Raw genomic sequence first — 12,246 nt, 5'->3', positions numbered from 1 at the left:
CGGGCGAGGAAAACTCCGCCCCTGCGCATCAAAGATCGGGCACCCGGATATATCTCCCCGGACACCGAACCTTTTCCGATATTCTATGCGACGGACTGACAGGGAGATAACGGATCGGGCCGAGATAGAGGCGGTCCTGAACGAGGCGGTCTATGCCACCTTTGCCCTCTGCGACGGGGATGAGCCCTATGCGGTGCCGCTGAACTTCGCCTATCACGATGGAATCGTGTACGTCCATTCGGCTTGCGAGGGGAGAAAGGTGGATATCCTCGGGCGAAACCCGTCGGTCTGTTTCAGTGCGGTCGTCGGCGCAGAACTCACGCCTGCCGGGACTCCGTGTGTTTGGGATATGCGCTACCGCAGCGTGAACGGTTCGGGGACCGCGGAGGTCGTTGGCGATCCCGCCGAGAAGGCATGGGCCCTGAACCTGCTCATGAGGAAATACTCGGGGAAGGGCGACCATGTCTTCACCGAGAGCCAGCTTGCCCATCTCGCCGTGTTCAGGGTCAGGGTCCGCGCCATGACCGGGAAGCGGGGGATGGCCTGAACCGCCCCTCCTGATACGTGAAATATATGCTTATCTCCAGGCGGTGAAGAACGGGGGGTTCCTGCTTCTCCCGCATTCTTTATACCTTCCCCGCCCAAACCCGGACCCCGGCAATGCTCGACCTCTTCGCCATTCTCCTCACGATCGCCGGTCTCTGTCTCTTCGAGACGATCTCGTCGATCGACAATGCGATCATCAACGCCGAGGTGCTCGGCACGATGGGGGAGAGGGCGCGGCGGTGGTTCCTCGTCTGGGGCCTCCTCTTTGCGGTCTTCGTCGTGCGAGGCGTCCTGCCCTGGCTCATCGTCTGGGCGACGACACCCTCCCTCGGCCCCATCGGCGCCCTGACCGCCACCTTCTCCAACGACCCGGCGGTCATCGCCGCGATCGAGGACTCGGCGCCCATCCTCCTCATCGGCGGCGGCACCTTCCTCCTCTTTCTCTTCCTTCACTGGCTCTTTCTCGAGCCCAAGGAGTTCGGCATCCGGGGCGAACGCTACTTCGCGGAGAAAGGGGTCTGGTTCTATGCCGCCGTCTCGGTGACCCTCGCCGCCATCGTCTGGTTCGCCCTCGGGGTGCGGCCCCTCATGGCCTTCGGGGCCGTCATGGGCTCGACGGCCTTCTTCATCGTCCAGGGCTTCAGGATGAACGCCGACCTGAAGGAGCAGCAGCTCAAGGAGCAGCACCTCTCCGACATCAGCAAGATCTGCTACCTCGAAGTGATAGACGCCACCTTCTCCATCGACGGCGTCCTCGGCGCCTTCGCGTTCACCCTCTCCGTCCCCCTCATCATCATCGGCAACGGCCTCGGCGCCTTTGTGGTGCGGGAACTCACCATCAGGAACGTCGACCAGATCAAGCGCTATGTCTTCCTCAAGAACGGTGCGATGTACTCCATCCTCTGTCTGGGCGCGATCATGCTCCTCGACGCCTTCGGCTTCCACATCCCGTCCTTCGTCTCGCCGGTGATCACCTTCGGCGTCGTCGGCTACTTCCTCTACAAGTCGGTCAAGTTCGCCCGGTACATGGACCTGCGGCACGGGAATTAAGGGTAATGCGGGGAGGGGGCCGGGCCCCGTACTCCTCTCATTTTCGTCTCTGGAGAGTACCTCTTCTGGCGTGTCTGTGCCTGGGGGCTGCCGCTCGAAAACCTACGGTTTTCTCAAGGTCGCTATCGCTCTTTCCCAACTCGGTTGGCCCCGGAAAAAAGGAGCGGGAGGTCCATACCACAAAGATCGCCTCCCTCCACAAAGCACATGAAGGAGGAGGATCAGGAGGAGGGACAGGAATGGGCACAAGATACGAAGAGTTCAAGAACCGGGTCGCCCTCGTCACCGGGGGGAGTTCGGGGATCGGGCGGGCTACAGCAGCCGCCTTCGCCGCGGAGGGGGCGCGGGTCGTGATCGGGAGCCGCCACCACGAGACAGGGGAGCAGGCGGCGGCGATGATCCGGGACGCCGGCGGGGAGGCGCTCTGGATCAGGGCCGACGTATCCAGAGACGAGGACGTCGAGAGTCTCGTCGCCGCAGTGACAGACACGTTCGGCAGGATCGACTACGCCTTCAATGCCGCCGGGGTTTCCGGCGCCATACGGTTCATCCCGATGCAGAGCGGCGGCGACTTCGACAGCACCGTCGGGACAAACCTGAAAGGGGTCTTCCTCTCCCTGAAGTACGAGATCCCGGCGATGGTCCAGCACGGCGGGGGGGCGATCGTGAACATCTCGGCCGTCTCCGGCATTTTCGGGTCGCCCGGGGCCTCGATCTATGCGGCGACGAAGAGCGCGAACCTCGCCCTCACGCGTGCGGCCGCACTGGAATTTGCCGGGTCAGGGATACGGGTCAATGCCGTCTGTCCGGGCGTCATCCAGACAGAGGGGCTTGATCGGGCATGGCAGACGATCCCGGGCGTCTCCATCGAGGGGGCGAAGAAGCAGGCCATGCAGGAGGTCCCGGCCGGACGCCTGGGGCGTCCCGGCGAGGTGGCCGCCGCCGTCCTCTGGCTCTGCTCAGACGCCGCCTCCTATGTCACCGGGCAGGCGATCGTCGTCGACGGCGGTCTCTCGATCCGGTGAGGCACGCCGCCCATTTTTCGTCCTGCACGGTTCTTCCTTCTCGACCAGGCCGTCGCGGAGGTAGATCACCCGGCAGAAGTACCTGATATGCCAGTCCTCGTGGGTCACCATCACGATCGTCTGCCCGAACTCCTCGTTCAGGCGTGCGAAGAGGTCCAGGATCGTCGTCGATGTCGCCGAGTCGAGGTTCGCGCAGGGTTCGTCGGCAAAGAGGATGGACGGCCTGTTCACCAGCGCCCGTGCGATCGCCACCCTCTGCTGCTCGCCGCCGGAGAGTTCGGCGGGACGGTGGTCCATCCGCCCCTCCAGGCCGACGTCCCGGAGGACCTCCCTGCTCAGGCCGAGGCACTCCTCGCGGGGCACGCCCCGCACCAGGCAGGGGAGGACGACGTTCTCCTCCACCGTCAGTTCGGGGATGAGGGCATAGTCCTGGAAGACATAACCCAGTCTGTTCAGCCGGAACCGCGTCTTCTCCCTCCCGGATAGAGCGAGGACGTCCGTCCCATCGATCGTGATCGTGCCCGCGGTCGGGACATCGAGGAGTCCCATCGCGTGGAGGAGGGTGGACTTCCCCGACCCGCTCGCCCCCATGATCCCGACGAACTCCCCCCTCTCGATGGTGAAGGAGACTCCCCGCAGGGCGCGGACAGGCACCTTCCCGAGCATGTACGTCCTTGTGAGGTCGCGGACGACGATCATGCCTATCCCCTCACCGCGTCCAGGATCGGTTCCTGCGCCGTCTTCCATGCGGGGATATAGCCGGAGACAAGAGAAACGACAAAGAGGCCCGCTATGCTCCGGAGGATCTGCCCGGCTTCGAGCACCGGTCTGACGGCGCCGCCGGGAAAGATGAGGGGGTTCGCGGTGAGGTACAGGGTGAGGAGAGCGGTAAAGGCGAGGCCGACGACCGTCCCGAGAGAGGCGATGACCGCCACCTGGATCACATAGGAGTTGACGATGATCCGCTCGTCTATCCCGATCGCCTTGAGGATCCCGATCTGCTTGCGCTTGCCCACCGTGCTGATGAATATGACGATGAAGACGACGACGACGGCAATGACGAGAGAGACTACGGTCGAGATCGCGTTGATGATGTCGAAGCTCCGGATGGCGTCGGTCACGAAGCCCTGCGCCTTCTCCTCGTAGGTCTTGATCGTCTCCTGGACGCCGAAACGCATGAGGGCGACCTTCATCTCCTCCTCGTTCCCTTCCTCCGCGGTGCGGACCAGGACCTGGTTGGCCCGGTCGGAGATGCCGAGGACGTCTTCCATCTCAGCAGTGGTGATATAGGCCTGCCTGTCTGCCTGGACCGCCATCGTCTCGATGATACCCTTCACCCGCATCTCCCGCGTCTCCCCGTTCACGAAGGTGACGAGCACGGAGTCGCCGACCTTCACGCCGCCGAGGGACTCGATCCTGTCCTTCGACTCGTCCTCCTCGCCGGCAAGGAGAACGCCGAGGACGATCCTGTCCCTGTCCCCGTCGGAGAGGAAGTCACCCGACGTGACGGCGGTATGAAGGGTGGTCACCTCCTTCTCGTACTGCGGCGTGAAGGCGACGACTGTGCCGGGGATCGCCTTCCCCTTGTAGGTGAAGGTGGCGCCGACCTGGATATGAGGGGACGACCCTGCGACGCCGGGGACGCGGTCGATCTTCCTCTTCAGGGCGGCGACGTCGTCGATATAGAGGTCGTTCTCCTTCGGTTCGACGACCAGGTTGCCGTAGGTGTAGTCGATCGACTGCCTGTTGAAGATCTCGACGACACCGGAGATGATGGAGGGGAGAAAGACGAGGTTCACGAAGACCAGGGCGATGATCATGACGGTGAGGACGAAGGTCCCCCTGTTCCCCCGCCGGATCGAACGGGACGCAAGGAAGAGGGAGACGCCGATATCGGACATCCTTATTCCTCCTTCCTCCGCCGCAGCCACCAGACGGCGACGACGGCGGCCGCGATCAGAACGAAAGCCCCGACGACGAGGGGCGTCCTGTCGGGCGCCTCGACGGAGATCCCGAGGGCCTCGGTCATGGTGTGCTCCCCCCGGTCGTCGCGCCACGCGACGGTGAGGGTGTACGGCCGATCTCCCGCCTCGCCGGCACGGAGGTTGAAGACGGCGGGGGCGTCGTTGTCGGGTTCGATCGTCCCGACAAAGGCCTCTTTCGTCCCCTCGAAGGGGAGGTCGACGGTCGCCCGCACCGAGGTGGCGTCGTCGGTGCCGGTGTTCTCGATCCTGAGGACCAGGGTGAAGGGACTGCCGGCAGAGGGGCGCACCGGGTCGGTGGAGAGGGAGGCGATCCCCATCTCGGCCTGCCCTGTCACCTGCACGCCGACCGACTCGGTCCTGGAGACTTTTGCGGCGTCGGGCGTGAAGTACGTGAGGGAGACCGGGATCACCTGCAGGCCTGTCGGCGTCTTCCTGTCTGTCGCGAAGGAGAGGTTGAAGCGCACGGCGCCGCCTGGTTCGAGTTGCTCGACATAGTAGTGTTCGGGGGAGAGGGAGACGATGGACGTGGCGTTGGACGGCGAGACCTGCACGGAGAGGTCGTTTGCCCGTGAGAGCCCGGTGTTTTCGAGGAGGAGAGAGAGGGAGAAGGTCTCGCCGGGCACCACCCGGTCGGGAGCGGCCCGCACGACGGAGATGGCAGGTTGCGCGATGAGGGCGTACCGGGAGTTCACGTTCACCGGGACGGGATATGTGACGCCCCTCGCCCCCGGGACCCTGACCCAGACCTCGGGGAAGTAGAGGCCCTCCTCCTCGGGCGCCTGCACAAGGAAGGTGAGGGTGACTGACTGGCCGGGCCCGACCTCGCCGACGTCCCCGTAGTCCCCGGAGATCACCTTCAGGCCTTCACCCTTGAGGTAGACGCTCTCGATAAAGGCGTTGATGGCGGTGCTCCTCGTCTCTGTCCTGGTCCCGGTGCCGGTTCCGGTGGAGGTATCGGTCTCTGTCTGCGTCGCCTGCCCTGCAGTGTTCGTGAGGTTCACCGCGATCGTGCCCTGCCCGCCGGGCATGAGCACCTCCGGGGTGACGGTGTAGCCGGTGACGACCACGGTCGGTTCCTGGGCGGCGGCATGGGCTGCCAGCAGCAGGACCAGGACCGACACGATGACGGCGCATCCTCTCAAAATCTCCCCCGCACCCGCATGGACAGGGCAGGCATATAGGAGTTGCGCCGCCCGGAGGAAGCACTATACCCGATCCCCTCCAAGGGAGGAGAGACCATGGACCCGGCAACGACAGAGATCGGATGGGTCGTCCTGGCACAGGCATATCTCGGCGGCCTCGAACCCCTGATGCATGCCGTCTCAGCGCTCGGGATCCCCTTTTTCTTCTTCGTGACCGCGGCGGTCTGGTGGTGTGCAAGCCCGCGGGCAGGCCTGAGGCTCGGCCTTCTCCTCGCAATCTCCGGGGGGATCAATGCCGCCGCAAAACTCTTTTTCCACACGCCGCGGCCATACTGGCTGAGCGCGGAGGTGCAGGCCCGTGCCGTCGAACCCACCTTCTCCATGCCCTCGGGTCATGCCCAGAATGCGGTCTGTTTCTGGGGATATACGGCCTTCCTCGTGCGGGAAAGGTGGTTTTCTGCCGTTGTCGTCGGCATCGTCGCCCTTACCGGCATCTCCCGCGTCGTCCTCGGCGTCCACTTCCCGGGCGACGTCCTTGTCGGGTGGGTTCTCGGGGCCGCGGTCCTCCTCGTCTTTATCGTTCTGGAGGATCCCGCCGCAGCCCGGATCGGAAAATTTTCCCCTGCAAAGCAGGCAGGGCTTGCATTCTCCGGGTCTCTCCTCCTCCTTGCGCCGTCGGCAATCCCCTTTCTCCTCTTCAGGGCGCCGATCCCCGAGGCCTGGATGCTGACGGCCGCCCCGCCCGTCGATCCCTGGGACCTCTCGAATGCCCTGTACGCGGCCGGCGCCGTCTTCGGCATCGGCGCCGGGGCGGCATGGGATGGAGGGAGGTTCACGGCCAGAGGAGGACCCCACCAGCGTGCCGCACGACTGATCATCGGGACCGCGGGGGCGGCCCTCATCTGGGCCGTAACGATCCCTCTCATCGCGGCAGAACCGGGACCGGCAGTTTCGGCAGCCACCTACCTCCGGGCCGCAGCCCTCGGCCTCTGGATCTCGGGCGCCGCCCCCGGGCTCTTCGCCCGCCTCGGCATTGCAGAGTAGGGCAGGGTGCACGAGATTTTCAACAGCCTGGCCCCCGGGGATCGCCCGAAAAGTGAAGGAATGTCCACGGAGATGCGAGAAAATATCGCGCCGCGGAGAGAAATGATTTAATCCATGGTGCTCCTTTCACGGGTATGTTCCGGATGGGGGGGTACTTTCCATGACAGCACAGGCAAACACCGCAGGAGCATGCCTGCTTCTTCTCCTGGCGCTGCTCTGCATACCGGCAGGGGTGGCGGGCCTGCAGGTCGGCGTTGAGGAAGCGCCGCCCGACACGGTCGCGGAGGAAGAGGTCGTCGACTTCACGATCACGCTCTCGGGGATCCCGCCCGCGGCCGACACGGTCATCGTTGACACCGACCTCGTGCAACAGGGAGACACGCCCCTTCTCTCGCCGTCGGGAGGGGGAGGGAATGCCACCAACACCACGCCCGCCTCCCTCCCTGTGCCGGCAGGGGGAAGCGGCCTCTCCATCCGCATCCACGGCCAGGCCCCGACGGTCACAACGGTCACCCAGTGCGGGGCGGTGACGCTCACCACCTACGACCCGAAGAGGAGCGGGTATGCCTATTACCGGGTGCGGTTCACCGACGATAAAGGACGTCCCCTCACGGAGAGCGACACCAGACTCTTTTCCATCGCGGTCGACGCCGTGGACGAGTTCAGGGCCAAACTGAACCAGATCTCGGACCCCTTCATGAGGACGTACCTCCAGGACCTCTTCGAGAAGGGCCTTGTCAATGAGGCGAACGCCCTCGCCGACTACGAAATGTCACGCGGCGCGGGGGTGCCGCTCATCTGGACGGTCGGCGGGATCGTCCTCACCGCCGTCCTGGCACTGATCGCCGGGATATGGATAGGCGGACGGGAATCAGGGGGGAATGAAGAATGAACGGGGCACAACCTTCAGGGCCGCCCCTCCAGTTGCCGACAGACCTGACGATCTGCGGCCTCGGGGGGTGCGGGAAGAAACTTGTCGGGGAGATCTGCAGGCAGGAATGGTTTCTGCAGCACTACTCCCTGGGCGGCAGGCACCTTTCGGTGTACACGATGGACACCGACGCCAACGAGAGGTACCAGGACGAACGGCAGCGCGACGAGGTGCTCGGCACGGTGGAGTCCTTCGGCGGGCGGGGCAACGTCGAATACGACACCCTGTACCTCCCGAACCTGGCAAACATCAGCCAGGTCTCCGACCTCGCCGGCCTCGACATCGCCGAGAAGATCAAGGCCACCAAATCGGAGCCGGGGACGAAGATCTGGTGGCTGAACGACCCCTCCGAGAAGGGCCTGCACTTCGACGAGATCAGATCGATCGACCCCTTCGTCACCGACGACTTCGGCGGCGGGGTGCACCGGCGGCGGGCGATCTCCAAGGCGATCTTCTACAAGGTGATCAACGAGGGCCAGGCCGGCGGTTTCCCGATGTTCTCCACGATGGGCACGACCGCCATCGTCGTCGGCCTCGGCGGCGGGACGGGTTCGGGGATGTTCATCGACCTCGCCCGGTATATCAGGGGGCAGCGCGGCGAGACCGCGCAGATCTGGCTCTTCGTCGTCCTCCCGACCACCGTCGAGGGGGAGAAAGAGCAGTTGAACGCCGCCGTCGCCCTGACAGAACTCGAATACCTCAACCAGACAGAGCGCCTCTTCAACTACATCGTGCTCACCTCCCTCGGCCCGACCGGGTACAAGAAGGGAGAGGAGGCTCGCGAGGAGGTGCACGAGTTCGACGCCGTCTTCCCGTACATCTTCACGAACTTCCTCCACCTCGAAAAGGGGGACATCAACATCGGGGACGCCAAAAAACCATATTCCTCGTTCATCCTCGCCGATGCACATATCATCACCTACCCGGTCGAGGAACTGAGGACCTTCAAGGACCAGTACGAGGTGATCATCGGCGAGATGGAGGAGATCACCGCGAGCAGGAAGAGACTGAACCTCGCGGTCGGCGACCTCCTCGACGAGATCGGGCGGACAAAGGAGGCCCCGCCGACGCGGAGCGACTTCGACTACATCAAAAAGGAGTTCGGCACCATCGAGAAGGTCTGGCGGAACGAGATCGGCAGACTGCTCGACTACCAGACCAACATCGCCGTCGAGTTCTTCATCGAGAACAACATCCCCGCGGAACTCCGCCTGGACATGGTCAGGACATTCGACGACCTCGTCGGGTTTATCTCGCGGGTCAAGAACTTCGCCCAGGCGGTAAAGGAGGAGGAACTGAAGGACGACATCGACAGGAAACTCTTCAGGATCCTGCCCGAGGCCTTCCAGGCCCTGGAGACGACGGCGCGGATCTTCAAGAGGATCGCGGCTGTCGAGGACGAGGCGATGCACGCCGCCCTGATGGAGACACTGAAAGGGAGAGAGGAGGTCGCACCCTATATCCGCGACCTCGCCGCCCGCCGGAAAGAGGTGCAGGAGGAGATCCACCTCCTTGATGCCGGGATGCAGGAGATACAGGGCGACCTTGATCGGATGAACGCCCGCCGGGAGAGCATGGAGAAGTCGGCAGACCAGACACTCTCGGGCACCGACATCCTCCTCGACCAGTACGTCACCCTGAAGGAAAAGGTCCAGGCGGTCGAAGGGCCGGAGAAAGGGTTGCAAGAGGCGATCAACAGGGGCATCACGGCCCTCAGGAAAGGGGAAGTGAAGGCCGCGGACAGGGATACGTGGCTGCGGGCCGCGGAGGTCCCCGAGGTCCAGCGCGACATCGCCGCCGTCGCCCACGACATCGACGAAAACCTCTCCGGCCTCGCCGAGCTTGTCGAGACGATCGCCCTCTATTATTACCACGACATGCGGGTCAGGAGGATCGACGCAGGCGGCATCGGGTCGAAGATCATCGGGTTCATCAACAAAAAACCGGCGCGGGAAAGGAAGAAGTACGACGCTCTCCGGAGGGAGAACGAGGAGTTCATCAAGGCGAACGCACGCTACTGGAACCTCAGGATCGACGCCCCCTTCGACCTGTACCTCCCCGGCGACTTCATCAGTTCGAGTCTCGGGAAGCGGGCCGACGAGTTCAGGAAAAAGATCACCGACGCGGTCTTCGCGCATGTTCCTGTCGACGACCCCGCCGGCGTTGCGGCGATCTTCGAGGCAGGCGACCGCGGCACGATCCGCTCGGCCCTCAGGGAACGCCTGGTCTCAGGTCTCCTCGTGCAGGAGCAGTTTTCGGAGAAATACTCGGGGCAGGAGGGCGAGGTGCTGGAGATCAAAAGGCACCTCGACGCGAAGAAGGCGTTCCAGACCGCCCTGATACGCACCGAGGAGGTGGCCGACGGGACCTTCCCGCACCGCCGGGACATCAACAAACACTACAAGGTCTTCTTTTCGACGGTCGTGCGTGTCAACGAGCAGAAAAGCCACGACACCATGACAAAAAAAGGGATGTACATGACGAGGTTCGGGGAGATCAACCCCCGGATCCTCTCCCTGATCCGCGAGGACTCTTCCTTGCGCGACCTTGACTGGGACGACAACGGGCGGCGGGAACTGGACAAACTCATCGCCGAGATAACGGCGACCTACAAGCACCTCATCGACAACTACAAACTGGGCATCCACAACCTGATGATCCCGATCAGCGCCACCGAGAGGTGGAACTTCGGGAAGGCGGGGCTTGTGATCGCCACGCCTTCGGACTATATCGCGCGGACCATCGCCAGCGCACGGGTCGGCGACCAGATGACCCGCGAGATCAACGAGACTCTCGCCCTGCGGAACATCAACGACTCACGCCTGGTCACGCACGGCCACGCACGCCCCTGGGAGGTCGCCCTCACCTTCGTCGTCGCCGCCGGGTTCCTGGACAACATCTCGCCCCTCATCGCCGGCGGGGGGTACTGGGAGATCTACGAGAAGAACAGGGACAACATCCTCCACCATGTCCTCAGGATGCACGAAGGCGAGTATATCACGAGAAAGGCGGTCCTGGACCTGAAAGACGCGGGCAAAATGTCGAACCTGGAGAAGAAAGGGGAGAATGTCTCCGGCACGGTCCTGGGGCTGTACACGATCCGGGAGATCAGGGAGGCGCTCCCCAGATGAGGGTGCGGTACAGGGACAGGGTGGTCAGGGAGGGGGCGATCGCCGCGGTCGGCCTCGCCCTCTCTGTGGCGCTGTTCCTGGTCGCACCCCCGGCCCTGGCCGGACCGCTGCCGCCCTTCGTATCGTACTCCCTCGGTTTCTTCCTCGGCCTTCTTATCCCGGCATCGTGCGGCCTCCTGATCGAGGAGAGGTCGAGAAGAGGGGGTGAGATCGTCCTTGCACTCCTCGCACCCATCGCCGCCGCATATCTCGCCGGGTCGCCGGCGGCCGCGGCCGTCGCCGCGGGGTTGCTTGCAGGCGCGACGGCAACGGCCCTCTCCTTTTTCCAGAACCGCTTCGACACTCTCGCCGACGCCGTCCGTCTCGCCACAAAACTCTTCCTGGTCACCCTCGGCGTCTCCATCCTTCTCCTCGCCTCGTGGGACCGGGCCCTTCTGACGGCCGGAGGGATCGCCACCCTCGTCGCTCTCGGCCTCCTTGTCGGGTGGTCTGTCAGGGGCGCGGGGGCCCCGGAGATCGTCGTCCTCGGCCCTGCCGGTTCGGGGAAGACACTCCTCTTCCTCGCCCTGTACAGCCTCTTTGTCAGAGAGTTCGCGGGCAGGCGGCAGGAGGTGATACTCGGACCCGACGAGGAGGAGATGCGGGTCGAAGACCTCCTCTCGGGCCTGGAAGGCGGGCGCCTCCCGAAACCCACAGGAGAGAACGACCTGGCCTTCTACCTCCTGTCCGGAAAAAAATACGGTTTTGTCCCCATCGAAGCGGGGGTCGTCGACTATGCCGGACGATACACGGCCGCACTCGACCCGGCGCACCGTGCGGCGGCCGTCGCCAGGGTCGCCGCCGAGACCGGGGTCGACGAAGAGAGCGTCAGGGCACGGGTCGGCAGTTTCCGGTACCTGAAAAGGTTGAATGAGGAGCATAGCGGCGCCATCGGTGGTGTCATGGACGCCGTCGTCGAGGCCTGCCTGTACCGCCGCATGGAGACGGCCGGGAAGATCCTTTTTCTCATCGACGGCGACCAGATCGTCAACTTCCATGCACGGGGGAGGGAGGAGTTGACGCATCTCTTCGGCTACTACTCGCGGCTGATGGACCTTTTCGGGGGCGACCGGGTATACGGGTTTGTCGTGACAAAAACCGACAGGATCACAAACATCAAGGACATCGAAGACACCTCGGAGGAGGCGGCGCGGATCGAGAGAGAGATCTACGAGTCCCTCCTCGGGGTCAGCACCTTCCACGAGATCCATAACCGCGCCCTCTCGGTCCCGGTCTCCTTCTTTGCGGTCAGCGTCGACGCAATGCTGGAACCCGGAGAGGGGAGGGACGCCCTCCGCCAGATCTATCCCTGGAGAGTGGGCGAGGTCGTGAGGTTCGGGTTCTGAGGGGGGC

Annotated in this window: 10 protein-coding genes; 7 read left to right on the top strand and 3 right to left on the bottom strand. The window is 64.0% G+C overall.

The window, feature by feature from the left end; genetic code table 11:
* Nucleotides 1-85 precede the first annotated feature (85 nt).
* The 3 genes from MEFOE_RS04810 to MEFOE_RS04800 all read left to right on the top strand — a co-directional run bounded on the left by MEFOE_RS04810 (nt 86) and on the right by MEFOE_RS04800 (nt 2,621).
* Complete coding sequence (locus MEFOE_RS04810; RefSeq protein WP_067049083.1) at nt 86-547, top strand: pyridoxamine 5'-phosphate oxidase family protein; 462 nt, start codon at nt 86-88, stop codon at nt 545-547.
* A 113-nt stretch (nt 548-660) separates the two neighbouring features.
* Entirely contained in the window at nt 661-1,596 is a 936-nt protein-coding gene (locus MEFOE_RS04805) for a DUF475 domain-containing protein (RefSeq protein ID WP_067049080.1), read from the top strand.
* Nucleotides 1,597-1,835: 239 nt separating this feature from the next.
* Nucleotides 1,836-2,621, top strand: coding sequence for a glucose 1-dehydrogenase (locus tag MEFOE_RS04800; RefSeq protein ID WP_067049078.1), 786 nt, complete (start codon nt 1,836-1,838; stop codon nt 2,619-2,621).
* Here MEFOE_RS04800 and MEFOE_RS04795 read toward each other — a convergent pair.
* From MEFOE_RS04795 to MEFOE_RS04785, 3 genes are read right to left on the bottom strand one after another with little or no spacing between them, the layout of a single operon-like run.
* Entirely contained in the window at nt 2,556-3,320 is a 765-nt protein-coding gene (locus tag MEFOE_RS04795) for an ABC transporter ATP-binding protein (protein WP_067052979.1), read from the bottom strand. The genes MEFOE_RS04800 and MEFOE_RS04795 overlap by 66 nt on opposite strands.
* A 2-nt stretch (nt 3,321-3,322) precedes the next feature.
* Nucleotides 3,323-4,522, bottom strand: coding sequence for an ABC transporter permease (locus tag MEFOE_RS04790; RefSeq protein ID WP_067052976.1), 1,200 nt, complete (start codon nt 4,520-4,522; stop codon nt 3,323-3,325).
* 2 nt (nt 4,523-4,524) lie between these two features.
* Nucleotides 4,525-5,748, bottom strand: a complete 1,224-nt coding sequence (locus MEFOE_RS04785) for a COG1361 S-layer family protein (protein WP_067049076.1) — start codon at nt 5,746-5,748, stop codon at nt 4,525-4,527.
* Between the two features lie 96 nt (nt 5,749-5,844).
* Here MEFOE_RS04785 and MEFOE_RS04780 point away from each other — a divergent pair, with 96 nt between their 5' ends.
* The 4 genes from MEFOE_RS04780 (at nt 5,845) to MEFOE_RS04765 (ending at nt 12,239) form a co-directional block, all read left to right on the top strand.
* Entirely contained in the window at nt 5,845-6,792 is a 948-nt protein-coding gene (locus MEFOE_RS04780; RefSeq protein ID WP_067049073.1) for a phosphatase PAP2 family protein, read from the top strand.
* Nucleotides 6,793-6,952: 160 nt separating this feature from the next.
* Nucleotides 6,953-7,684: a hypothetical protein gene (locus tag MEFOE_RS04775; protein WP_067049070.1), complete on the top strand. Its 732-nt coding sequence runs from the start codon at nt 6,953-6,955 to the stop codon at nt 7,682-7,684.
* Nucleotides 7,681-10,854 carry a tubulin-like doman-containing protein gene (locus MEFOE_RS04770; protein WP_067049066.1) on the top strand — a complete coding sequence of 1,058 codons (3,174 nt, stop codon included), beginning with the start codon at nt 7,681-7,683 and terminating at the stop codon, nt 10,852-10,854. Before MEFOE_RS04775 ends, MEFOE_RS04770 begins: the two co-directional genes overlap by 4 nt.
* The gene (locus MEFOE_RS04765) at nt 10,851-12,239 is read left to right on the top strand and encodes a hypothetical protein (RefSeq protein ID WP_067049063.1); all 1,389 of its coding nucleotides are present in this window, start codon (nt 10,851-10,853) and stop codon (nt 12,237-12,239) included. The genes MEFOE_RS04770 and MEFOE_RS04765 overlap by 4 nt, the downstream gene beginning before the upstream one ends.
* Nucleotides 12,240-12,246: the final 7 nt, after the last annotated feature.

It is taken from the genome of Methanofollis ethanolicus, from assembly GCF_001571385.1.
In the GTDB taxonomy this organism is placed as follows: Archaea; Halobacteriota; Methanomicrobia; order Methanomicrobiales; family Methanofollaceae; genus Methanofollis; species Methanofollis ethanolicus.
The sequence above is the reverse complement of the archived record's forward strand: the minus strand, read 5'-3'. Positions and strand labels throughout refer to the sequence as shown.

Excerpts from the sequence above, each read along its gene's own strand:
- MEFOE_RS04810 (WP_067049083.1), top strand. The coding sequence starts at position 86 with ATGCGACGGACTGACAGGGAGATAACGGATCGGGCCGAGATAGAGGCG.
- MEFOE_RS04805 (WP_067049080.1), top strand. The coding sequence starts at position 661 with ATGCTCGACCTCTTCGCCATTCTCCTCACGATCGCCGGTCTCTGTCTC.
- MEFOE_RS04800 (WP_067049078.1), top strand. The coding sequence starts at position 1,836 with ATGGGCACAAGATACGAAGAGTTCAAGAACCGGGTCGCCCTCGTCACC.
- MEFOE_RS04795 (WP_067052979.1), bottom strand. The coding sequence starts at position 3,320 with ATGATCGTCGTCCGCGACCTCACAAGGACGTACATGCTCGGGAAGGTG.
- MEFOE_RS04790 (WP_067052976.1), bottom strand. The coding sequence starts at position 4,522 with ATGTCCGATATCGGCGTCTCCCTCTTCCTTGCGTCCCGTTCGATCCGG.
- MEFOE_RS04780 (WP_067049073.1), top strand. The coding sequence starts at position 5,845 with ATGGACCCGGCAACGACAGAGATCGGATGGGTCGTCCTGGCACAGGCA.
- MEFOE_RS04775 (WP_067049070.1), top strand. The coding sequence starts at position 6,953 with ATGACAGCACAGGCAAACACCGCAGGAGCATGCCTGCTTCTTCTCCTG.
- MEFOE_RS04770 (WP_067049066.1), top strand. The coding sequence starts at position 7,681 with ATGAACGGGGCACAACCTTCAGGGCCGCCCCTCCAGTTGCCGACAGAC.
- MEFOE_RS04765 (WP_067049063.1), top strand. The coding sequence starts at position 10,851 with ATGAGGGTGCGGTACAGGGACAGGGTGGTCAGGGAGGGGGCGATCGCC.